Annotated in this window: 24 protein-coding genes and 1 tRNA gene; 9 read left to right on the forward strand and 16 right to left on the reverse strand. The window is 36.8% G+C overall.

Features of this window, described 5'->3' with window-relative positions; translation table 11 throughout:
- Positions 1-11: 11 nt before the first annotated feature.
- Positions 12-1,808 (forward strand): RagB/SusD family nutrient uptake outer membrane protein, encoded by a 1,797-nt coding sequence (locus ACN1CN_RS16720; protein WP_419136456.1) that lies wholly within the window; start codon positions 12-14, stop codon positions 1,806-1,808.
- Between the two features lie 34 nt (positions 1,809-1,842).
- Positions 1,843-3,396, forward strand: a complete 1,554-nt coding sequence (locus ACN1CN_RS16725) for a DUF4957 domain-containing protein (protein WP_419136457.1) — start codon at positions 1,843-1,845, stop codon at positions 3,394-3,396.
- A gap of 75 nt (positions 3,397-3,471) precedes the next feature.
- Here the strand turns inward: ACN1CN_RS16725 and ACN1CN_RS16730 are convergent, their stop codons facing one another.
- The 7 genes from ACN1CN_RS16730 to ACN1CN_RS16760 form a co-directional block, all read right to left on the reverse strand.
- Positions 3,472-4,044: a pentapeptide repeat-containing protein gene (locus ACN1CN_RS16730; RefSeq protein ID WP_419136458.1), complete on the reverse strand. Its 573-nt coding sequence runs from the start codon at positions 4,042-4,044 to the stop codon at positions 3,472-3,474.
- A gap of 45 nt (positions 4,045-4,089) precedes the next feature.
- Entirely contained in the window at positions 4,090-4,290 is a 201-nt protein-coding gene (locus tag ACN1CN_RS16735; RefSeq protein WP_264525177.1) for a hypothetical protein, read from the reverse strand.
- A 71-nt stretch (positions 4,291-4,361) separates the two neighbouring features.
- A complete protein-coding gene (locus ACN1CN_RS16740; RefSeq protein ID WP_419136459.1) occupies positions 4,362-5,282 on the reverse strand; it encodes a helix-turn-helix domain-containing protein in 921 nt (306 codons plus the stop codon).
- Between the two features lie 3 nt (positions 5,283-5,285).
- A complete protein-coding gene (locus ACN1CN_RS16745; protein ID WP_419136528.1) occupies positions 5,286-5,849 on the reverse strand; it encodes a DUF6642 family protein in 564 nt (187 codons plus the stop codon).
- A gap of 212 nt (positions 5,850-6,061) precedes the next feature.
- A complete protein-coding gene (locus tag ACN1CN_RS16750) occupies positions 6,062-6,472 on the reverse strand; it encodes a hypothetical protein (RefSeq protein WP_264525175.1) in 411 nt (136 codons plus the stop codon).
- Positions 6,473-7,016: 544 nt separating this feature from the next.
- Positions 7,017-7,274, reverse strand: coding sequence for a hypothetical protein (locus tag ACN1CN_RS16755; RefSeq protein ID WP_264525174.1), 258 nt, complete (start codon positions 7,272-7,274; stop codon positions 7,017-7,019).
- A 115-nt stretch (positions 7,275-7,389) separates the two neighbouring features.
- Positions 7,390-7,463 (reverse strand) — tRNA-Met (locus ACN1CN_RS16760).
- 155 nt (positions 7,464-7,618) lie between these two features.
- On the opposite strand from ACN1CN_RS16760, the gene ACN1CN_RS16765 reads away from it, so the two are divergent.
- Positions 7,619-8,011: an START-like domain-containing protein gene (locus ACN1CN_RS16765; RefSeq protein WP_026984135.1), complete on the forward strand. Its 393-nt coding sequence runs from the start codon at positions 7,619-7,621 to the stop codon at positions 8,009-8,011.
- A 54-nt stretch (positions 8,012-8,065) separates the two neighbouring features.
- Complete coding sequence (locus tag ACN1CN_RS16770; RefSeq protein ID WP_419136460.1) at positions 8,066-8,905, forward strand: aminotransferase class IV; 840 nt, start codon at positions 8,066-8,068, stop codon at positions 8,903-8,905.
- Here ACN1CN_RS16770 and ACN1CN_RS16775 read toward each other — a convergent pair.
- The 6 genes from ACN1CN_RS16775 to ACN1CN_RS16800 all read right to left on the reverse strand — a co-directional run bounded on the left by ACN1CN_RS16775 (position 8,902) and on the right by ACN1CN_RS16800 (position 14,556).
- Positions 8,902-9,462, reverse strand: a complete 561-nt coding sequence (locus tag ACN1CN_RS16775; protein WP_173965240.1) for a YqgE/AlgH family protein — start codon at positions 9,460-9,462, stop codon at positions 8,902-8,904. The genes ACN1CN_RS16770 and ACN1CN_RS16775 overlap by 4 nt on opposite strands.
- Before the next feature lie 128 nt (positions 9,463-9,590).
- Entirely contained in the window at positions 9,591-9,863 is a 273-nt protein-coding gene (locus tag ACN1CN_RS16780; RefSeq protein ID WP_017498096.1) for an HU family DNA-binding protein, read from the reverse strand.
- Between the two features lie 179 nt (positions 9,864-10,042).
- The gene (gene fmt, locus ACN1CN_RS16785; RefSeq protein WP_264525172.1) at positions 10,043-10,990 is read right to left on the reverse strand and encodes a methionyl-tRNA formyltransferase; all 948 of its coding nucleotides are present in this window, start codon (positions 10,988-10,990) and stop codon (positions 10,043-10,045) included.
- A complete protein-coding gene (locus ACN1CN_RS16790) occupies positions 10,990-12,885 on the reverse strand; it encodes a RecQ family ATP-dependent DNA helicase (RefSeq protein WP_419136461.1) in 1,896 nt (631 codons plus the stop codon). Before ACN1CN_RS16790 ends, fmt begins: the two co-directional genes overlap by 1 nt.
- 65 nt (positions 12,886-12,950) lie before the next feature.
- Complete coding sequence (locus ACN1CN_RS16795; RefSeq protein ID WP_264525170.1) at positions 12,951-13,484, reverse strand: ATP-binding protein; 534 nt, start codon at positions 13,482-13,484, stop codon at positions 12,951-12,953.
- A gap of 154 nt (positions 13,485-13,638) precedes the next feature.
- Positions 13,639-14,556, reverse strand: coding sequence for an alpha/beta hydrolase family protein (locus ACN1CN_RS16800; RefSeq protein WP_419136462.1), 918 nt, complete (start codon positions 14,554-14,556; stop codon positions 13,639-13,641).
- 291 nt (positions 14,557-14,847) lie between these two features.
- Between ACN1CN_RS16800 and ACN1CN_RS16805 the strand changes: the two genes are divergently transcribed.
- The 4 genes from ACN1CN_RS16805 (at position 14,848) to ACN1CN_RS16820 (ending at position 18,342) form a co-directional block, all read left to right on the forward strand.
- Positions 14,848-15,144, forward strand: a complete 297-nt coding sequence (locus ACN1CN_RS16805; protein WP_264525168.1) for a DUF493 domain-containing protein — start codon at positions 14,848-14,850, stop codon at positions 15,142-15,144.
- A 3-nt stretch (positions 15,145-15,147) separates the two neighbouring features.
- Positions 15,148-15,870 carry a DUF4290 domain-containing protein gene (locus tag ACN1CN_RS16810; protein ID WP_264525167.1) on the forward strand — a complete coding sequence of 241 codons (723 nt, stop codon included), beginning with the start codon at positions 15,148-15,150 and terminating at the stop codon, positions 15,868-15,870.
- A gap of 199 nt (positions 15,871-16,069) precedes the next feature.
- Entirely contained in the window at positions 16,070-17,383 is a 1,314-nt protein-coding gene (gene murA / locus ACN1CN_RS16815) for a UDP-N-acetylglucosamine 1-carboxyvinyltransferase (protein ID WP_419136463.1), read from the forward strand.
- A gap of 80 nt (positions 17,384-17,463) precedes the next feature.
- A complete protein-coding gene (locus ACN1CN_RS16820; protein WP_419136464.1) occupies positions 17,464-18,342 on the forward strand; it encodes a cation diffusion facilitator family transporter in 879 nt (292 codons plus the stop codon).
- Between the two features lie 98 nt (positions 18,343-18,440).
- On the opposite strand, the gene ACN1CN_RS16825 is transcribed toward ACN1CN_RS16820, so the two are convergent.
- From ACN1CN_RS16825 to ACN1CN_RS16835, 3 genes are all read right to left on the reverse strand, one after another.
- Positions 18,441-20,930, reverse strand: a complete 2,490-nt coding sequence (locus ACN1CN_RS16825) for a DUF5686 and carboxypeptidase regulatory-like domain-containing protein (RefSeq protein ID WP_419136465.1) — start codon at positions 20,928-20,930, stop codon at positions 18,441-18,443.
- A 251-nt stretch (positions 20,931-21,181) separates the two neighbouring features.
- Entirely contained in the window at positions 21,182-21,595 is a 414-nt protein-coding gene (gene aroQ, locus ACN1CN_RS16830; protein ID WP_419136466.1) for a type II 3-dehydroquinate dehydratase, read from the reverse strand.
- 152 nt (positions 21,596-21,747) lie between these two features.
- A complete protein-coding gene (locus ACN1CN_RS16835; protein WP_264525162.1) occupies positions 21,748-22,314 on the reverse strand; it encodes a porin family protein in 567 nt (188 codons plus the stop codon).
- Between the two features lie 426 nt (positions 22,315-22,740).
- Here ACN1CN_RS16835 and ACN1CN_RS16840 point away from each other — a divergent pair, with 426 nt between their 5' ends.
- Positions 22,741-23,322 (forward strand): porin family protein, encoded by a 582-nt coding sequence (locus ACN1CN_RS16840; RefSeq protein WP_264525161.1) that lies wholly within the window; start codon positions 22,741-22,743, stop codon positions 23,320-23,322.
- Positions 23,323-23,396: the final 74 nt, after the last annotated feature.

Raw genomic sequence — 23,396 nt, forward strand, 5'->3', positions numbered from 1 at the left:
CTTATCACAAAATGAAATATAAAGTAATAATAGCAGGATTGATAATCTCGGGTTTGTTGACTTCCTGTCAGGATTTAGGAGAGGAATACTTTGATACTCCTGCTCAATCAACATTAGACGAACAGCTTATTTTTTCTACGGCAGGACTGGCGCAGGGTGCTGTTGACGGAATAAAAGTCTCATTTGGAGAAGAACAGTCCTACCGAGGAAGGCTTTTGACTTATCAGGGTTTGAATACAGACACGGAATGGCTTTTGGCTTCTTCAAGTGACAATGCCAAATCAGATTTAGTAGTCTACGATGCTAAGGCTGATAACACAGAAATGAACTCGGCCAAAAATGCCTGGGCAATGATGTATGAAGGAATTGAGCGTGCGAATTTGTGTATCAGAGGGCTGCGCAAATATGGTAATCCGTTACCGAATACAGCGATGGGGCAGCTGTTGGGAGAAGCGTTGGCTTTACGTGCAATTTATTATGCCGATCTGGTACGAAACTGGGGAGATGTTCCTGCTCGTTTTGAGCCGGTTGCTACTTCGACCATCTACGTACCTAAAACGAGCCGTGATGAAATTTACAAGCAATTAATCGCTGATTTGGGCGAAGCTGCAAATTTGGTGGCATGGCCTAATGACACCGCGGCAACAACAAGTACAGAGCGCATCAACAAGGCGTTTGTAAAAGGTTTCAGAGCCCGTTTGGCTATGATGGCCAGTGGTTTTCAGCAATATTCAGATGGGGTGAGACGCAGTACAGATCCTGCGCTTTCAGTAGGTACCATGTACAAACTGGCATTAGACGAGTGCCGTGCTGTAATTGCGAGTGGTTCGGCACATTTAGAGCCGACTTTTGAAGGGCTGTGGAGAAAATTCAATCAGGAAAATATAGCAGCCGGAGGAGAATCTCTTTGGGAAATTCCCTTTGCGGCTACACGAGGCAGAGTCTTATTTACTTTTGCTGTGCGTCACGATGCTTCAGATCAGTTTCAGCAGATGGGAACAAACAAAGGAGGGGTGAACGGACCATTACCTTTTGTTTTTTATGATTATGATCAGACCGATAGCCGCAGAGATGTTACCTGTGTTCCATACAAATGGGGAGCCGCAGTAAATGGTAAAGCAAAACAGGAACTTACAGATTTGCAAACCTGGTATTTTGGTAAATACCGTTTTGAATGGATGAACCGTATCGTTACGGCACCAAATGACGATGGGGTAAACAAAATTTATATGCGTTATGCCGAAGTACTTTTAATTGCTGCTGAAGCGGCTAACGAATTAGAAGGGCCCGGATCAGCTGCCATTTATTTAAAAGAAATCCGACGAAGAGCTTTTGCTTCCGGAAGTCAGGCTGTAAAAGTAGATGCCTATGTCGATGGTCTGACCAGCAAGCAAACCATGATGAATGCAATTATCGAGGAGAATAAATACGAATTTACAGGAGAAATGGAGCGCAAATTTGCCCTGATGCGCTGGAATTTATTGAAAGCAAAATTAGACGAAGCCAAAATTAAAATGGCCCGTCTTAAAGCCCGCAGCGACGAATATGCGACTGTACCATCGACCTTATATTACAAATACAAAGCAGATAATACGACATTGGAAGTTTACGGGCTGAACCGTGGTGAAACACAGGCGCAGGGTGCTGATTACACTTCAAAAAGCTGGGATAAACTGGAGGACAATAAAATAACCACATTGTACAAAGCCGGAGTCAATCCTGATAAAAGACAATTTTGGCCCATCTGGCAAACTTTTATTGACGGAAGCAATGGTCAGTTAGTAAATGACTGGGTTTTCGGAAACTAAAAACAATTAACAAACAAACTATAGTTGTAGAATTATGAACGCAAAAGATATATTTAAAGGGTTGCTGGCTGTATTTTTATTGGTAGTTGCCGGTTGCGAAAGTTATAATGAAGCAGTGTTGCAAGATATAGGAGCCAACAGCCTATTTTCTCCAATCGAACTTAAAGCAGCGGTTAAAAATCAAACCACGGTCGAACTAAACTGGACCGCCAAAGAGGATGTTGATCATTACATCGTAGAATTCAGTGCGGATGATCCCGACTTTAAAACGATTTACAAAACAGTTAATGTTACGGCTAAAGAACTTCCGGTAAAAGTAGCGTTAGAGGGAGAAACGGTTTATTCGATACGGGTAAAGGCAGTCAGTTCAGCCGGACTTGCTGATTCGAAATGGTCGGTAACAACAGCAGCAACATTGTCCGAACAAATTTTCTTTCCTGTACAGCCTGCCGATATTGAAGCAACGCAGGTAACACTAAGATGGACACCGAACAGCGCGGTAACTCAAATTACCGCAGCTCCTGGCGGAATTGCACACACCATTACAGCTGCCGAAAAAACGGCCGGTGTGGCAACAGTTACTGGATTAACAGGGGAAACAGCTTATACGGCTACTTTGTTTAACGGAACTAAAAAGAGAGGAGTGGTCACTTTTAGCACCGGAATTGATATTGGAACCGGAATTTTAGTGAAACCTACAGACGATTTGAATGCAAAAATTGCAGCAGCAAACCCCGATGCTGTATTGGTATTGATGCCTGGGGAATACAATGTTTATACGGGAGAGATTATCCTGAGCAAACCAATTACAATCAGAGGTTTGAGAGCGGATAATAAACCATTGCTTCATAATAAATTTACGCTGAATGCGGGAGCTACAAAGGTTAGTTTGATCGATCTGGATCTTAACGGAGATAAAACCCAAAGTGATGCGGTGAAATACAATGACGTAAGTACGGCTTACGGGGCGCTTTTGATTAGTGGCTGTAATGTTCATGATTTTGTAAAATCATTTATAACACAAACAGCGACCGGTATTACTAAAATTGCGTCGGTAACGGTTGAAAATACTGTGGTCACCAATATTCTGACTGTTCAGGGAGACTGTATCGATTTCAGAACCTCGCACCTGGCATCGCTTATTCTTAAAAATAGTACTTTTAATAATTGTGCCACAGGCAGGGATTTCATCCGTATCGATAACGCGCTTAATATTACGGGAACAGGTTTAACAACAACCGTTTTAGTAGATGCCTGTACCATTTCAAATAAAGCGATGACTGCTTCGAATCGAATTTTGTATGTGCGTTTTGCCAGTAATGCTTCCATAATTCGAAACACACTTTTTGATACGCCATTGGCAATGTATACCAATCAGGCTTCAACTACAGCGCCAACTTTCTTAAATAATAATTATTTTAATTCGACTGCACTGCATACGGCTGGTATAGCGGCAGTAAAATATGATGCTTCGGGAACTTATGGGACTTTAGATCCGCAGTTTGTAAACAGCGCAGCAGGAAATTTTACCATTAAAAATCAAGTCCTAATTGATAAAAAAATTGGAGATCCGCAATGGAGGCCATAGTTAATTCAAAGGTTGTTTATAAAAAGGGATGTCATTGATTTGACGTCCCTTTTTTGTTTAAGGCAATGAGGAAAATTATTCAATATCCAGATCAAACTTTTCTAACAAACCGGCAAGTGCGGCATGAGATACTTTAGTTTTTTTGATTTTATTTTCTGAGGGGTCAAAAGCATAATTTCGTGACGTTCTAAAATCGGTTTTCTCCAAAATGCATTCCACAAAAGTGGCATTGGCAAGATCGCAGTTTTTAAAAACGGCATTCGACAAATCAGTATTTGAAAAATCAGAATCTTTTAAAGAACAGTCGACGAAACTGGTCTTCTTTAGTTTTTTGTAGATAAAAGTAGAATAATCAAGAAGGCAGTCCTGAAAAGACATCGAGAATAAAAAACTGTTGCAGGCACTAAAATCGAGACCCATTAATTTACAGCCAATAAATTTGATGTTTTTAAGACCTGTATTTTTAAGGATAGCGAGTGAAAGATTACAGTTTTTAAAGGTACAATCTGAAAAATCAATTGAAGTAAAATCGCTTTTGGAAAAGTTACAATTGATAAAATCGCAGTTTACAAATTCGTTATCCGATAGTTTCTGATCAGAATAATCAATAGTGTCAAAGGTTTTGTTTTGATGCAAAGCGGTTTCCATAGTAATAAATTGAGGGTGAAGAAAAGGGGTTGGGGAAATGTGATTCTATTCTAATTCGATACAGTCGAAAATCTCGTTCTTAAGAATCCTTTCTGTTATTTCTGTTTCACTGTCGATTCTTAAAATATTATCGCAGTCCTCCAGGTCAAAATTCCATATCGCATTGGGCAGCAATTCGTCAAGTAAGGCATTTGCGAATTCCAGCTTTGATTTTGTATCAATTGAAGTTTTGAAAACATAGATCATAAATTTGCTTTTTTTTACGGAGCAAATTTCAATAAATCCTTCTCCCTTTTATAGGATGCAAAAGGCAATAATTAGGATTTATCAATCAATTTTCGATATTGAATGGGAGTGATTCCTTCCTGTTTTTTGAAGAAACGGCTAAAGTAAGAATGATCCTCATGTCCTACCTGCATTGCGATTTCGCTTATCGAAAAAGTAGTTTGGTACAGCAGGTATTTGGCTTCAGTTATAATGGTCTCATCAATCCATTTGGCTGCAGACTTGCCTGTTGCTGATTTGACCGATTTGTTTAAATGATTGGGTGTAATATTAAGCAAAGAAGCATAATAATTAACCTGATGTTGTGTTTTGATGTTCGCGTAAATGAGTTTTTTGAACTTTGCAGCAATAACAGCTGCGGCAGTACTGTTTTTAGAAGTCTTTGGAGCACTTCTGTTCATTTCAAAAAACAAAGCCATTAAATAAGCCTGAACAATATCAGAATTGTTAGTTTCTGATTCAAGATAGGCTGCCTGTAAGCGATTAAAGAGATTGACTATGAAATGAAAGTTGTCTTCGGAGATGGAGATTTTAGGATTTCCTCCAATTTTAAGAAAATCAAAATCGTTTAACATTTCGCTGTTGCCGTACTTCCCGATTAAAACATCCGGATGAAACTGACAAATAAAACCAACGTGTTTGGTATTAATGTGCTCGATAGAAAAAATCTGCCCGGCAGGAACGACAATCATTTCATTGGGATGGGTCTGGTATTCCTCGAAACCAATTTTCACAAAATGAACTCCCGAGGTTACGAAAATTATAGTATGACAGCTGTGTTTTGATGGAGGGACGGCATAGCGAAGCTGCATCATTTCTTCTGTTTTTAAACAAAAAAAATGATCAGAATTCGATCTGAACAACAGTTGTATTGGATTTTCCGGTCCCAGAAACTTTTCCCGAAATCCTTTTGCACCGTATGTTTTTATCGTTCCGGCTGTCTTGTTTTTCATCATTTAATAATACAGTCTAAAATCGAGTAATTTGCACAGGGTATAGTGTTTTTGATAGAGTTCTTCTACGACTTCCGTTAGATCGTCGTTTTCTTGATACAAACTAAAGAAAGCTTTGTCGATTGTACTGCAGCTGGCTATTTTGTTATAAGTAGAGCCGTAGCCCGAAATAGCCCGTGCACCGGTAATGTCTAAAAAGTATTGTGCTTCGTCGTCGTTTAGATCAAGTACTTTTAAATTGGCAAAATGAATAATCTTTCCTTTCATCTTTCCTTCAAACAGCTCTGCAATTTCTTCCAGACTATAATAGTAATCATGAAGGCAGATGTTGTTAGGTTCGCCCGGCATTACTAAATAAATAATCTCATAATCCTTAAAATTATGGTCTTCATAAAGTAACACATTTAAACTTTCTTCTAAGCTTTCAATCGTGTCACAGGTTTTGTAAATGCTGGCAATCCCCTGATCAATAGCTATCTCTTCCAGGTTTTTTACCACCTGGGTAACAGTGCTGTTCTCTACGTCAGGAACACCTTCAAGGCAGAAGATGAATTTTTCGTAATCCATACCATTGTGTTTTCCGGTTACTGATCTGTGATGAAAAGATCCCCTTGTTTTCGTTTTCACAAAAGTATTTTTAATTGTCGAAAAATTACCGTCGGAAAGGTATTTTAACGCATTTTTGACATTAAAGAAAGGAATGTAGCTTCCGGAAATAAAAAATCCACTTTTAGTACACTAAAAATGGATTTTAAGATTGAGTTTCATTCTTTTGCCTTCTATGGATTTAAGTGAAGTTTTGTGATTAGAGAGTAAAGAGCGGGCGCAGGGTGATTTACTTTAATTGGAACCAACAGTTTTTGCCACCATTTTTGTTCTTCTATTATGGAAGGAGAAGGAGAAGGGTGATTGTAGTTGGTTGCGACAGCTACTCTTTTATGTCCGCACGCAGCACAAAATGTTGCATGTGGCGTTCGGTAAGGTTTAGTACAACTTTCACAAGGCGGGCCATAAAGATCAATTCGGTGGTGCATAATAGCATTAGGATCGGTTTCTTTAAATCCGGTTAATTGCTTATAATAATCAAGAAGTTCACTGAATCGCTCTGTCCTGGTCATATTACATTTTCCTTGTTCAAAGCCATCACGATAGAGTTTGGTTGCAATTCGGTATTCTTCTGTGTGTAACATAGGAACTTCCATTTTACAACGCCAACACCAAAGTTTTTCCATGGTTCGTTTTTTTAATGATTTTAATTTTATGGTTAGTGTGTTATAGTTTTCTTTTTGTGATTTTTATTCTTTTTATTTTGCTAAAATAGATTAGTTTTCAGAGAATAACTTACGGTTTCACGTACTTGGCAGCAAAATTCGTTTTTTAATACATTAATACACTAAGTAGAAATACCTGATTTTGCTTTGTGTTGCGAGGTGAAAGCCTGAGCGTGAAAACACTTACCATATTTTGTGCCGTTTTTTTTAAAGTAAGCGCTTCTCTGTGAAAAGTTTTATAATGCATCGATTTGCTCTTGCCTTTTCGCGGCTTTTTTAGTCGTTTCGGATACTGAAGTCAGAAGGGAGTGCTAATTGTTAAATCGGCTGTAGTAAAAAGATCTCTATTGGTCTAAAACATTTTGTAGGGATGCAAAGAAAACAGAAAAGAGGAAACCTCACTTTTGAGACTTCCTCTTTTTAGAAAATAAATTTTAATCGTAAACCATAAATCGGTGATGGTTTATTCTTCCTGCTCTAAATTATCAGCAGCCGAAATCTGATCCAGTATATTGGTTTGATTGGGTGAGATATAGTTTTTTACTTCAGGAGAAGTTTCTTTTTTAAAAAGAAGGTCTAATGCATTATAAAGTCGTAATAAAACCTCTCTGTCTTCTTTTTCAATTTCTAAAGCAGTATTAAAATTAAAAACATAATTATTCGAATTGCGTACTTCTACTTTTATCGTTTTTGATGTGATTTTAAATTTAACTATATCCATATTGTTCGAATTGTAGGTGTTTTTTCTAAAATTTCTCACTCCAATTCGTTGCTTTAGAAGTGATAACTTTAAATAAAAAACCCTAATCAATTGATGATTAGGGTTTTATTTTTTGTAGCGAGGACGGGAGTTGAACCCGTGACCTCAGGGTTATGAATCCTGCGCTCTAACCAACTGAGCTACCTCGCCAAGACTGCAAGTAGAACCGAGTTCCTCATTGCGGGTGCAAAGATAGAAATAATATTAAAGCATACAAGCATAAATTGAAGAAAAAAAAATATTTTTAAAAATGCATTGTTTTCGGACATATATTCTTATATTTCCAAAAAAATTAAAAGTAGCACATGGATCCAAAAATACGTTACGAAATCGAGTTTCCGATCAATTCTTCGCCACAATTATTGTATCAATATATATCAACACCATCTGGTTTATCTGAATGGTTCGCCGACAATGTAAACTCAAGAGGAGAATTCTTTACCTTTATTTGGAATGATTCGCAGGAGAAAGCACGTTTGGCTTCCAAAAAAACAGGTGAGAAAGTCAAATTCAAATGGGTGGATGAGAGTAGTAAAGACACCGAATATTTTTTTGAACTGCATATCCTGGTGGATGAATTAACCAAAGATGTGTCGTTGATGGTAGTCGATTTTGCTGAAAAAGAAGAAGTAGGAGAAGCTAAACAATTGTGGGAGAATCAGATCTCGGATCTGAAACATCTTATCGGATCTGTTTAGTAAAATTCTATTTTATACCTTATATTTGCCCTGAACAAAATTCAGGGTTTTTTTATGATCAATTTTAACGGAACTATAGTGGCAGAAGAAGAGAATGTATTAACTCAAAATCGTGCGTTTTTATACGGAGATGGTGTTTTTGAAACAGTAAAAATTGTCAATAATAAAATCTTGTTCCTTGAAGATCATTATTTCAGATTAATGGCTTCCATGCGTGTGGTTCGAATGGAAATTCCAATGAATTTTACCATGGAGTATTTTGAAGAGCAGCTTTTGAGTCTGGTGCAGCAAAAAGGTATTTCGGCAGCTGCCAGAGCCAGAATTACAGTTTTTAGAAAGGAAGGCGGATTTTATTTGCCTAAAACGAATGAAGTTTCCTTTTTGATTCACGCAACCGCTCTTGAGAGTGTCTTATATGCTTTAAATACGGCTGAATACGAAGTGGATTTGTATAAAGACTTCTATGTAACCAAACAATTATTATCGTCTATTAAAACTACAAATAAGATGATAAATGTAACCGGAAGTATTTTTGCTCATGAAAATGGTCTGGCCAACTGTGTTTTGCTAAACGATACTAAAAATGTTGTTGAGGTATTACAAGGGAATTTGTTCATGGTTCTGGGGAAAAAACTAATTACCCCGCCAATTTCTGAAGGTTGTTTAAATGGAATAATGCGCAAACAGATTTTAGCTTTGGCTAAAAAAGTAGAAGGCATAGAAGTGGTAGAGGAGGTAATTTCTCCGTTTGATCTTCAAAAAGCTGATGAATTATTTCTGACTAATGTAATCATGGGGATACAGCCGATAACCAAATATCGAAAAAAAGAGTTTACTAGTAATTTGGCTCACTTATTAGTGCAAAAACTAAATGAATCCATTTCTGAAAATTAATTCAGATATGGATTTTCAGGTGCATTTGACCAAATAACATAGTCGCCTCCAAGTTCAATGATTTGCTCTTTCCAAAAATGGGTGGTCGATTTTCCGATAATTTTGTTTTTATAACTATTATCGGTGATGATCCAGGAATTTCCCTGCATTTCATTCTCAAGCTGATTTTCATCCCAACCCGTATATCCTAAGAAAAAACGAATGTTATTTTTACTGATAGATCCATCGTTTATTAGGTCCTTGGTGGATTCAAAATCGCCTCCCCAATAAATCCCGTTAGAAATCTCAACACTGTTTGGGATTAGCTCAGGAATATTGTGGATAAAATAAAGGTTATCCTGTTCAACAGGACCTCCGTTATATATCTTGAAAGTGGCATCAATTTCAGGTATTAAGTCATTAATAGTATACTTTAAGGGTTTATTAATGATAAAACCTATTGATCCTTCTTTGTTATGGTCTGCTAATAAAATTACCGATCTATTAAATGATAAATCTCCAATTATAGAAGGCTCGGCAATAAGCAGGTGTCCTTTTTTTAATTTTTCTGAAATCATACGGCTACAATTTTTATTAAATTTAATCATAAAATTTCTAAAATCCCAAATAAAATCGTTAAACCGCATAAAAAAACCCTCCATAAGGAAGGTTTTGATTATATTATAAGTTAAGGGAACTTTCTTACTTAGTTCACTGCACCTTCTAATTCAGCTCCAGCTTTAAATTTTACTACATTTTTAGCAGCGATCTGAATTGTTTTTCCAGTCTGTGGGTTTCTACCGTCTCTAGCAGCTCTAGCAGATACTGACCATGATCCAAAACCTACTAACGAAACTCTACCACCTTTTTTCAAAGTAGCTCCTACGTTTCCTAAAAATGATTCTAAAGCTAATTTTGCCGCAGCTTTTGTGATTCCTGCATCAGCAGCGATAGCATCGATTAATTCTGATTTGTTCATAATATTAGTTATTAATTGTTGGTTAAAAAAAATTGTTAATACACAAATTTAGTAGGAAATCCGTTCCTTGCAAGTGTTTTCTTTAATTTTAGCAAAAATTGTTAATAACTTGCTTTTTTTGTTCATAAAGCGAGGCGTTAGCAGGTCAAAATCAGGTAGAAACCCCTGTTTTATTGAGCTTAATAGACTTTTGCCGTATCCGAAAAAGTGATGCCGTTTAGCAATTCTGCCACCTGCATTCTTTTTTTTCCCGGCAGCTGTAAACTTAAAATTTGAATGTACCCATCCTGAACGGCAACTTTTATTTCTTTTTTACTGCAAATCAGGCTTCCTGTCTCATGCGAATGTGTTTCGGAAAGTAGTTTTGCTTCGTATATTTTGATGCTTTGTTCTTCCTCTTTGTCTTTTAAGAAACACCAGGACGCAGGATACGGACTCAAACCACGAATTAGGTTGTTGATTTCGGCTCCGGATTTTGTCCAGTCGATTTTGCAGTTTTCTTTGTTTAATTTGTAGGCGGTTTTAATTTCGGCAGTATCTTCCTGGATAGTAGTTTTTACATTTCCGTTTTCAATCACCTTTAAAGTTTCAATCACGGTTTCGCTACCTAATAACATAAGTCGGTCGTGTAGTTGTCCGGCATTTTCTTCCGGTTCAATTGCAATTTCCGAGTTTAGGATCATTGCTCCGGTATCTATTTTGTCATCAATAAAGAAGGTGGTAACTCCGGTTTTGGTTTCTCCGTTGATGATTGCCCAGTTGATAGGTGCTGCACCACGGTAATTTGGTAATAGGGAAGCGTGCAGGTTAAACGTTCCAAGGCTTGGCATTTCCCAAACTACTTTTGGTAACATTCTAAAAGCTACCACAATTTGCAAATTGGCGTTCAACGCTTTTAGCTCGGCTAAGAAACTTTCATCTTTTAGATTCGTTGGCTGTAGTAAGGTCAGGTTGTTTGCCAGTGCATATTCTTTTACTGCAGAGTATTTTATTTTTTGTCCACGTCCTGCAGGCTTGTCTGCTGCAGTGATCACGCCAACAACGTCGTAATTGTTTTTAAGAATGGTATCCAGAATGCCAACAGCAAATTCCGGAGTTCCCATGAAAATAATTCTCAATTTTTCCATTATGATTTTAAAGTGTATTTATTATTCGCCAGTACGGTGATATGATTGTTTTCTAATAATTCCTGAAGCACCACAATAATATCGTTGGCGTCCAGTTTGATCTGAGTCTGAATTTCTCTGGAGGTCAGCGCGGTTGATTTTAATAAATGCAGAATTTTATCGGCAATCGAATCAGCTTCTGTAATTTTTCCTTTTCGGGTAATACAATAGGAGCAAACGCCACAGTTTTCAGTGGTTTCTTCTCCGAAGTAATCCAGTATCAGTCGGTTTTTGCAGGTTTTGCTCTCTTTTATATAATAGAGAACAGCCGAAAGTTGCTCTTTTTTGAGTTCATTCTGTTTTTCGAGGTATTTTGAAACACGGTTTATGGTCAGTTCATCCTCACGGACTTCGTTAAATAATATAGTCGCGTCGTTGTTTTTGGCTTTATATTCAATGATTTCTTTTCCTTTTAGTTTTTCTAAAAGAGTAGCAACCTGTTCTTCCGTGTGCTGTGATTTTTTTGCAATCAGCGAAAGATTAAAAGGGGTTTTCATTTCGCAAACTCCGGGATACGTTCTTAAAATCGTCAGTATGATTTCTTCGTCATTTGGATTCAGACTCGTATAACGAATCACTTCTTTTGATTCAATTAAAAATTGCAGGGTGATTTTTTCTGAAAATTCCTGTGTCATGGTAATAATTCCCTGCTGGTTTAAAAACTGTAAAGCATTGTAGGTCTTTAGGGTAGGGAAGTCGTATTTGTTGCAAAAATGATTCAGTTTGAAAGAAAAGGAATCGTCTAATCCTTCTCCGTAAGCAATTTGAAAATAAGTACAGAGTTTGATATACATGGTTTTGAGGAACTTCTTATCGGGTAAGATGCTCAAAAACTGCTGTTCAGTCTGGTTGGCATCTGAATTGTTGAAAAGCAATACCGAGAAAGCTTTTTCTCCATTTCGGCCCGCTCTTCCGGATTCCTGATAATAGTTTTCCAGGTTTTCGGGGAGCTGTGTGTGGATAACCGTTTTTACATTGTCTTTGTCGATTCCCATTCCAAACGCATTGGTCGCTACAATAACCTGTGTTTGTTCCGACATCCACAACTGCATGTTTTTGTCTTTTTCTTTAGGAGAAAGTCCACCGTGGTAATAAGTTGCGGTAAATCCTAACGATTGGAGTTGTGTTGACAGGTTTAGGCACGATTTTCGGTTTCGTACATATATAATAGAAGGCTGCGGGTTTTTCTTTAAAATTTGTTCGGTGCGGTACAGTTTGTCTTCCACTTCGAAGACCATATAAGCAATGTTTTTTCTTTCGAAAGATTGCTGAAAAAATAGGGGATCTTTGAGTCCCAACTCTGTTTTAATGTCTTCAATGACTCTTGGAGTTGCTGTTGCAGTCAGAGCTAAAAAAGGAATTTTTGGAAAATACTTCTTGAGTTCTGAAATTTTGAGGTAAGCCGGGCGAAAATCATGTCCCCATTGGGAAACACAATGGGCTTCGTCGATTGCAATTAAATTAATGGGGAGGTTTTTAATGCGTTCCAATATCCAGTCCGATTGAAGTCTTTCGGGAGAAAGGTATAAAAACTTGTAATTTCCGTATTGGCAATTGTCGAGAAGATCGATAATTTCTTCGGTATGTATGCCTCCTGTAAGCGCAATCGCTTTTATGTTGCGTTTCTGCAGGTTGGCTACCTGATCCTTCATTAGGGCGACCAAAGGCGAAATGACTAAACAAACGCCTTCCTTCATCATAGACGGAACCTGAAAACAAATCGATTTCCCTCCGCCTGTGGGGAGTAATGCAAAAGTGTCCTGACCATTCAAAACGGAGTCAATAATCTCCTTTTGCAACGGTCTAAAACTGTCGTGTTTCCAGTATTTTAAGAGAATTTCTTGCGCTTCTGGCATTGGTCCTGTTTTAAAGTTAAAAAATTTAGAAATCAGTTTCTAGTTTTACAACTTTAAACATATGCCTAAATTTTATCTAAGATATAAAGAATTCTGTTCTCAACCGTATCTTTAGGTACTTCAATTAAGTCGTAACCGTATTTTTTATAGGTATCAACAAGATGTTTCTGAATTTTTTGTGCCTGATCAAAATTCTCGTAACGCTCTGCGTCGCTCTCGTAAATTTCTTCCCAGGGTGGTAAAATAAAAGTTTTAGTATATTTAAAATCCTCACAGGCCTTTGCAAAACTCTCCGGATAATCATCATTGATATAATCCATATAAGCCACGACATCAGGAATTCCGCGGTCGATAAAAACTACATTGTGAGGTTCTTCATTTGCATCTTCGAATTGTTTAATTCGGCCATTCAATAGCATTTCGCTGAACAATAAAGGTTGTTCTAAAAATAATTGATCGATGCCTCTTTGTTGTGCTTCGAGTGTAACTTGTCTTGAAATTTCAGGGTAACAGCAGTAGCCACGAGCTACCAATTCGTTGATAAGAGTAGATTTTCCCGTTCCCGGGCCACCAATGAGAACTATAATTTGTTTTTGCACTTTCTAAAAATAAAGCGCAAATTTACCTAAACTTATTGGTATTTAAAAAGATTATTTTGCCTTAAGCGGACGATTTCGCAATTTTAAGAAATAAAGGTCCTGCTCTTCGCTGTGATCTTGTGATTTTAGGATTAAATTTCGCTACCTAAAACAATTACTCACAAAATAAATATTTTCCGGAATTTACATCCTTCTTTTTTGAAGGTATGATAATATGCGATTTAAATTTCTTTCCCTTTAAAACATCGTTTACAAAATCCAGAACATATTGTTTTCCGTCGTGAAAAAGGTAGCCGGAAAATTCATGTCCGCCGCCACAGAATGTAATAAGTTCAATATCTTTATGAAGGTCGTTCATTTGGTTGTACACCGCATAGGATCCAAATAAAATTAACCAGCCTGAAGCATTGGTTGGGCAGGAGCGATGTGAACCTGCACTATAAGGAACCGTTGTGTCGTTATTTCCGTGCGCCAGTAACATTGGAATCGCTTTTTCTTTGGTGATTAAATTGATATCCATAATGGCTCCGGAGCCTCCAATGAAACCGGAGTATTTGAAATTTTCGGGTAAATTGCTGGCGTATAAATTCATGAGTTTGTAATCCCAAAAAGAGGCATGAAAGCCCATTTCGGCACCCGCACTGATTCCGGAAATAAAGAATTTGGAGGTGTCGAGATTATACTGATTCGCATGCTGAATTAAAAACGAAGTAGCCTGCCACATATCGCTAACACCCATTTGAATCGCTTTTATTTTTTCGGTTAAAGTTCCTTTGCAGCCAAAATCACTTCCTTTCATGTACAGGGTGTAGGAAATGCTGGCAACCGCGTAGCCGTTTTTTGCCATAAACAGTCCGAAATCTTTTTCACTTGTACGTTCTCCACCAGAAAATCCACCGCCAAAAGCAAAAAGGATCAGGGGTGTTTTTTCGTTTGTTTTCTTTTGAGGTAAGTATAAATCTAAATCCAGTTTGATCGTGTCATTTTGGAAATAAGTCATGGTTTTAACTTCCTGTGCTTTCATTAAATTAAATATAAAAGTAACCAGAAGAAGGAAAATGCGCGTTTTCATGGTAATGTATTTTGAATCATGCAAAGTCGGGAAGGCGCAAAGTCAAATTATAGAAAATGTAAAAAAACTTTGCAACTCCGTGACTTTGCGAGCAAATTTCTTTGCGATGAATTCCCAAATATAAGATGAAATTTGACAAAGAGATAATGTTGTAAAGTTTTTTTCTCTGCACCTTTCAATCGCTGTAACTTTGCTCCTTTAAAACAAAGTTTTAAGTCTGAAAAAAATCTAAAATCTAAAATCGAAAGTCTGAAATCAAAACCGTATATTTGCGTTTATTTTTAATTACGAATGGAGAACGATAAAGAAAAAAACACCGCTGAATTTTACGAGAGATTAAAAGTTGAGTTAGACAATTCAAATACCTGGCCAGCAGAATACTTGTATAAATTCATTGTACCTTCAGTAGACGATAATGTAGAGCGCGTTGAAAAAGCTTTTAACAATATGGGTGCGGTTATCAAAACAACAAAGTCGAAAACCGGTAAATTTACCAGTGTTTCTGTTGATGTTACCATGCATAGTGCTGACGAAGTGATTGGCAAATACAAAGAAGTTTCTACCATAGAAGGTATAGTTTCATTATAACTTATGAACGAAAAATATAGAAAAGAAGTCGCGAATGATGTTGTTTTTAACTTAGAATATAATTCTGAAAGACAACGGTTAATCATTCCAGAATACGGTCGTCATTTGCAAAAACTGATTGATCAGGCTACTGCAATTGAAGATGCTGAAACGCGTAACAAAGCTGCGAAATACATTATTCAGGTAATGGGAAGTCTGAATCCGCACTTGCGTGATGTACCGGATTTTCAGCATAAATTATGGGATCAGCTTTTTATCATGTCTGATTTTAAATTGAATGTTGAATCGCCATATCCAATTCCGTCCCGCGATGTTCTGCAATTGAAACCGGATGTTTTACAGTATCCGCAGAATTTTCCAAAATACAGATTTTATGGTAATAATATCAAGTATATGATAGATGTTGCGAATAAATGGGAAGATGGCGAGATGAAAAATGCATTGGTATTGGTCATTGCCAATCACATGAAAAAGTCCTACCTGAGCTGGAACAAAGATACCGTTAAAGACGATGTGATTTTTGAGCATTTGTATGAGTTGTCGGGAGGTAAAATCAATTTGTTGCAAAGCACGGAAGAGCTTTTAAATACAACCGATTTGTTGCGTACCAACAAGCGTATGTCTAACAAAATTACGCCGCCAGGACAGCCAAAAATCCAAAGCAATAAAAACAATAAAGGGCCAGGAAAAACGAAGCCTTTTCAGAAAAATAATAATCAGAAATAAAAAAGGAGCTAAGTGTTTAAGGGGCTAAGGTTCTAAGTTTTTTCTCTTAAAAAACTAGTGCTTTAGGGCCTCAAACTTAGAACCTAAAATAAATAAATAAAAAAGTTGCTAAGTATCTAAGAAGCTAAGTTGCTAAGTCTTTTTTTAAGAAAAACTTAGAACCTTAGAACCTCAGTAACTCAGAACCTAAAAAAGAAATATGGGAATTTTTAAAATCGAAGGAGGAATTCCTTTAAAAGGAGAAATCACTCCGCAAGGAGCAAAAAACGAAGCATTACAAATTTTATGTGCCGTGCTTCTAACAGGAGAAAAGGTGAGAATTAATAATATTCCCGATATTATTGACATTAATAAACTAATCACTTTATTAGGTAATTTAGGAGTTAAAATTCAACGAAATGAGCCGGGTTCGATTACGTTTCAGGCAGATGAAGTTAACGTTGGATATTTGGAAACAGAAGCTTTCAAAAAAGAAGGTGGAGCGCTTCGTGGTTCTATTATGATTGTTGGGCCGCTTTTAGCTCGTTTTGGTAAAGGTTATATCCCAAAACCAGGAGGAGATAAAATTGGTCGTCGCAGATTAGATACTCACTTTGAAGGTTTTATTAACCTTGGAGCAAAATTCAGATACAACAGGGAAGATCATTTTTACGGAGTAGAATCTCCGGCAGAAGGTCTTATCGGAACAGATATGTTACTTGATGAAGCATCGGTAACCGGAACGGCAAACATTGTGATGGCTGCTGTTTTGGCTAAAGGAAAAACTACCGTTTACAATGCTGCTTGTGAGCCTTACTTACAGCAGTTGTGTAAAATGCTAAACTCTATGGGAGCTAAAATTACCGGAGTAGGTTCGAATTTACTAACGATCGAAGGTGTTGAAAGCCTTGGCGGATGCGAGCACAGAATTCTTCCGGATATGATTGAAATCGGTTCCTGGATTGGTCTTGCAGCGATGACTAAAAGCGAAATTACAATCAAAAATGTAAGCTGGGAAAATTTAGGTTTAATTCCAAACACCTTTAGAAAACTGGGTATTACTATTGAAAAACGCAATGACGATATTTACATTCCTGCTCATAAAGACGGGTATGAAGTAAAAACAGATATTGATGGTTCTATTTTGACAATTGCCGATGCACCTTGGCCAGGATTTACTCCTGATTTATTGAGTATCGTTTTGGTTGTGGCAACACAGGCAAAAGGCGATGTTTTAATTCACCAGAAAATGTTTGAAAGCCGTTTGTTTTTCGTAGATAAATTAATTGATATGGGAGCAAAAATTATGTTATGCGATCCGCACAGAGCGGTGGTTATGGGACATAATTTTGAGTCTCAACTGAAAGCAACAACAATGTCGTCTCCTGATATTCGTGCGGGGATCTCGTTATTGATCGCAGCTCTTTCAGCAAAAGGAACAAGTACTATCCAAAATATCGAACAAATTGACCGTGGATACGAGCGTATCGATGAGCGATTGAGAGCAATTGGAGCAAAAATCGTAAGAGCTTAAAAGAAAATTGCCACGAATTCACGAGTTAAAACAAAGATTGTGTACAATTCGTGAATTCGTGGCGAAAAAAATGTCGTTAAATGACAGATGAACAAAAAGCTGTAAAAGCTACTTATTTCAGTATTATAGGAAACACCTGCTTAGCCATCTTAAAAGGGCTGGCAGGTTTTTTTGGCAATTCTTATGCCCTAATTGCCGATGCAATTGAATCTACTACTGATATCTTTTCGTCTTTTTTGGTTTTATTCGGAATCAAATATTCCAACAAACCTGCGGATGAGAATCACCCTTATGGTCATGGTCGTGCTGAGCCTTTAATCACTTTTTTGGTGGTTGGTTTTTTGATTACCTCGGCTACCATTATTGGATATGAAAGTATCGCTAATATTCAGACACCGCACGATTTGCCAAAATCATGGACGCTTTATGTTCTGGGAGCAATTATTATATGGAAAGAATATTCGTTTCGTTTGGTGATGAAACGAAGCAAACAAACCAATAGTTCGTCACTAGTGGCAGATGCCTGGCACCATCGCAGTGATGCGATTACTTCTGTTGCCGCATTTACCGGAATCTCGATCGCATTGATCATGGGGAAAGGGTATGAGTCGGCAGACGATTGGGCGGCACTTTTTGCTGCTTTTTTTATCTTATACAACAGCTACAAAATTTTCAGACCGGCATTGGGTGAAATTATGGACGAAAATCTGAATGATGATTTAGTCGAAGAAATCCGTGTAAAGGCTTTAACCGTTCCCGGTATTCTTGGTACGGAGAAATGTTTCATCCGTAAAGCAGGAATGCGCTATCACGTAGACCTTCATGCCATAGTTTCGGCTAAGATTTCGGTGAAAGAAGGACATGAATTATCACACAAACTCCAGGATACCTTAAAAGAGAAAATCCCACAATTAGGCAATGTTCTGATTCATATTGAACCGGATGATTATCATTGTTGAACGTGAGGTTCTGAGCTACTAAGGAGCTAAGGTTCTAAGTTTTTTACTCAGCTTCCTAGCCTTAGGATCTCAGCACCTTAGTATCTTAGCACCTTTTTCTAATCTAGTGCATTCAAAATCTTCAATCCAAATACAACACCATTTTGCTGGATTCCTCCCTGACAGGAATGTACATAATCCAGTCGGAAGATTTTAAACTTGCCAAATCCTAAATTGTCTAAACCAGCGGTAAACTCCGTGTAAGGTTTTCTGTCCGGTATGGCTAGTGAATGAAAACCAATGTTCATGGTTGATTTTAAAAGATTCAAAATCGGGATTTTATTCATGATAAAACCTTTGTCATTGTGCTCCAAATGCATTTCAAAATAACGGTCATTCGTACTGTTGGTGTAATAAGGCATTAGGTTGAAAACATTCAGGTAACGATCACTGGTTCCGATATGAGTCTGGTTTCCGTTAAAATGTTTGTAATCGATAAACGAAATGTTATCGGCATTAAAGAATTTTGCGGCTTTAAAAGTCATGCCTAATACCCCTTTATTACCCAAAGATAAATCGTAGTATACCGCCGCTCCGATTTTTTCAAATTCATATTTCTTTTCACTGGCAGCAAATGCTTTTTCGACAGATAAGAAAAGGGTTGGGAATTTGTCGTCTTTAAAATTATATCTTCCGTCGGGTCTTGAAATGTATTTGTTTCCAAAGTTAATTCGGGCGCCTAAAGAAGTCTTAAACAAATGGTGCTGGCTAAATGCCGGAGTCGTAAAATCGTTTGGTGCCAATGGATTGTTTGACGAGTAGAAGTCCTCTTTTTTAAAGAATGAATAATCAGTAGTGTTAAAAAGCGGTTTGCGCTGCTCATAACCTATGTTTGCACTCAGGTTGACGCCATTTAGAATATTTTGCGAATAGTTAATCTGTGCAAACTCCAAATTGTAAAGCTTCATATAATTGTCTTTGAAAAACAATGAGCTTACAGAATTGACCAGCTTGCTGATTGGTTGAGCACCATTGAACTGGGCGACTTTCGTTCCTCCTGAAACTCTGATAAAAGCATAATTTATATTGTTGAATTTATGACTGAATTCTCCAGTAACTCTAAAGCGATCCTCTGAAAAGCCATAATTAAAAGTGGTGCTGATCGAAGTTGTTTTGCTCTCATCTTCACTCCACTTTTTAAAAGAGGAACCGGAATCTAAATTAAACCCCTGAACGGTATTAAAACTTAAAGAAGTCAGATTCAATAGTCCTTTATAGTCAAAAGAATGTCTTTTGAAAGTGTTTTTATAATCGTACCCCATTAGCAAATCTGTCACTTTAAACTTGTTGTTTTTGGCATCAACAGAGTCGGTGTATTTTTGAGATTTTCTGATAATGAGCAGACTGTCTTTTTTGGTGTAATCGGTACTTTCTTCGATCGTTAGCGGGATGGGACGAATGTTGTTCCAGAAAGCATCGTCTTTTTTGTTGGCATTAGGTTCAAAAGCAACCACTTCATTTCCGAATGTTTTCTTTTCAAAAGAGGCCGGAAATTCGTAATTAGAATATACATAATTAAATTTTCCCGAGAACTTAATTCCAAAAATACCGGCCGTAAAATCTAAGGTCTGCGCATTTTTGATCCAGATTTTGTTTTTTGTATTGTAGCTAAAGCTTTGGTTGAGGCTCATCACTTCTGTGAATTCGTTTTTCATGCGATAGCCTTTGATGTCCAGGTCAATAGCATAAATAGCAAAGCTGTCGTCGACTATGTAAATATAGCCTTCAAAAACAGGTTCTTTGTCGCGTTTTGGAATTACTTTGATTTTGTAAACCTGCTGCTTGTTGTCATCATAAAAAGAACCTTCGAGTTTGTATTTGTAATAGCTGAAAGCATTATCGGCAATAGGAGAAATGAGTTTTACATCAAAGTCTAAAGTATTTTCGTAAAAATCATAAGTCGACATTGAAGCGGTGTTATAGCTGTATCCCTTGTTGTTTCCTGAGATTTTAGAGGCAATAATCCGCTCTTTTAATTTGTTGGGTTTCTCAAAAGTAATTTTAGAGATGGTTTCAGATAAATACAGAATTCCTGTTCCCGTTGAGTCCAAATTAGAAGCCATATCGTCACCCAGATCTACTTTTTTCCCCAGAATCTTCTTAGGCAAATCTTTCACCTTAAACATTCCTTTCGAATAGAAATCTGCGGTATATCGGGCAACTTTATCGGAGTTGTCTTTTTTACTGGCAATGGCGCTTTTAATAATGGCGTTGGCAGGATTGTTTTTAGGGTCGATGACCACTTCGTTTAGGGCAAAGCTTTCTTCAGACATTTTTACATCCGGAAGTGTTGTTTTTGCATCGGCAGGAATCGTTATTTTTTGAGTCTTATATCCCAGATACTGAAAAACGATTTTGTTTTTGCCGGGTTCTTTTACCGTAAGCTGAAATTTACCCTGTTCGTTAGAAGTTGTTCCGCTATAGGTGTTTTCTTCAAAGATGGAAACAAAAGGCAAAGGAGCCCCTTTTTCGTCGGTTACGGTTCCCTTTATTTGGGCGAAGTTTGAAATAGAAAAAAATAAAAAGGCGAGGAAAGTATAGTTTTTCATGTAAGTGTTTCTCTCACAAAAATAGAATAACTTAAAAATGAGCCTATTAAAAATTTGTTAAATTAAAAGTTGCGAAATGTTAGCTGTAAAATGTGCGATGAACGATGTAAAATGTGTGATCTGAAACGTTTTATTTGTTTAAATTGTAAATTCAGGAACAACACATTTGGTAACGTTTTAAGAATCAAAAATCGCTAATCAAAATTAATCTGTTGCACCCAGCTCTCATCTTACAGCTTACATAGTACATTTTACAAAAAAGATTGAATCGCCAATTCGTAACTTTTTAGTCCAAAACCAAGGATAACACCTTTGGCATTTCCGGATAAGTACGATTGATGTCTGAAACTTTCACGCGCATAGGTGTTCGAAATATGTACTTCGATTACGGGAGTCGTAACAGCTTTCATGGCGTCTCCCAATCCGATAGACGTGTGGGTATAAGCTCCGGCATTCAGAATAATTCCGTCAAAAGTAAAACCGCATTCCTGAATTTTTCCAATCAATTCGCCTTCAATATTACTTTGATAATAGGACAGTTCAACGTTTGGAAATTTAACCTGCAACGTTTCAAAATAATCTTCAAAAGTTTGACTTCCGTAAACTTCCGGTTCTCTTTTTCCTAAAAGGTTCAAATTGGGTCCGTTGATAATGCAGATTTTCATGGGTTTAGTGTGATGTGTGAAATGTGATATGTAAAATGTGAAATGTGAAATGTGATATGTAATGCAATTGGTATTGCCATTGCATAACTGTAAAAATAAAAAAACCGTTCCAATTAATAGAACGGTTTTTGTAAAAGTATGTGATATATTTTTTAGAATAAGAATCCGGCAGATAGCTGAACTACAGAATTTCTAACATCTGCACTTGATGAAACATCTGTTAAACCTAAACTATAACGACCCTGAACAAAAATACTGTTAGTGATTTTTAATCCTAATCCGGCATTAAGAGCGAAGTCGAATGTGTTAGCATCATTAAATCTTACGTCGTCTTTTTGACTTACTAAGAAAGAAGCCTGTGGTCCAACTTCTAAACTTAATGATTTTGTCATATAAATTTTAGCCATTACAGGAACAGATAAATAAGCTAGTTTGTTTTTAAAGTCTTGTTGAGCATCTTTAAATTTATAAGTTGCACCTTGAGTAGAATATAAAAGCTCTGGTTGAATAGAGAATTTTTCTAATAATTTAACTTCTGCAACTACACCAACGTGGTAACTTGTGATACCTTCTTTGTCAAAAGCTACACCTTGTAATGATGCGTCTCCAGGTTGACTTGCAAAGTTAACCCCTGCTTTAACTCCAAATTGTACTAATTGAGCCTGAATTGTAGCTGAAGTTGCGATGAACAAAACAGCTGCTAAGATTATTTTTTTCATAAAAGTGTTTTTAAAATTGATGTTTTTAAATGTTATATATTAGTCAAAACTACAGAATTAGGATTTTATTGTTTTATATTTTGGTTTAAATAATTACTAAATTTCCCATGTTTGTTGATTTTTAGGCTGTAATTCACTCTATTTAAGAAGTTTATTGCGAATCACTTTTTGTATTCAAAATTCAAAATTAGTCAGATTTTTATTTCAAATTAAATTTTATAGCTGTTTTATTTAGTAAGTTTATTTTGATATTCGCGCTTTGATTTGATCCTTAAAATGGGACGGTAAAGCCTGCTAAATTAGGATATGTTTTTAGGTCTAAGAGCCTTAAGCTGTATTTACTATTTTATTTTCTTTAATGCAAGTTCATTTTTAATAAGGTTATCTTTATATTTGATCTCGAATAACCCAAAAAAACAAATTGTAATGAAAAGAATAATTTTGGCTGCTGTAGCAGTAATGGTATTTGGTTTTGCTAATGCGCAAAAAACTAGATTTGGAGTAAAAGGAGGTCTTAATATTTCAACGGTAGTTGGAGGTGATGTTGAAGACACTAAATCGCTTATAGGTTTTCACGTTGGAGGTTTTGCAGAAATTCATGTTGTTCAGCGATTTTTTATTCAGCCAGAACTTTTGTTCTCGACTCAGGGAACTAAAGTTGATGGATTTTCAGGGAATGACGCTGATATTAAATTGAACTATTTGAACATTCCGGTAGTGGCTAAGTATTACATCATTGATAAAAAATTCAACGTTGAAGCTGGTCCACAGCTGGGTGTATTGTTATCGGCTAAAGCAGAAGGTAATGACATTAAAGATTTTACCAGATCAGTAGATCTTGGTTTTAACTTAGGAGCGGGATACAGTTTTACAGACAATCTTTCGGTAGGACTTCGTTACACAATTGGTTTGTCTCCTCTTTCGGATAAAGATATCGACAATTCAGATGATTATTATGACAGTGCTAAAAATAGTAACCTTGCGTTATCTTTAGCGTATAAATTCTAATTTTTGAAAACAGTATTTGAGAACCTTCCTTAATCGGGAAGGTTTTTTTATGCCTAAAAATGTTTTACTTTGTA

The organism is Flavobacterium sp. T12S277 (assembly GCF_048514875.1).
In the GTDB taxonomy this organism is placed as follows: Bacteria; Bacteroidota; Bacteroidia; order Flavobacteriales; family Flavobacteriaceae; genus Flavobacterium.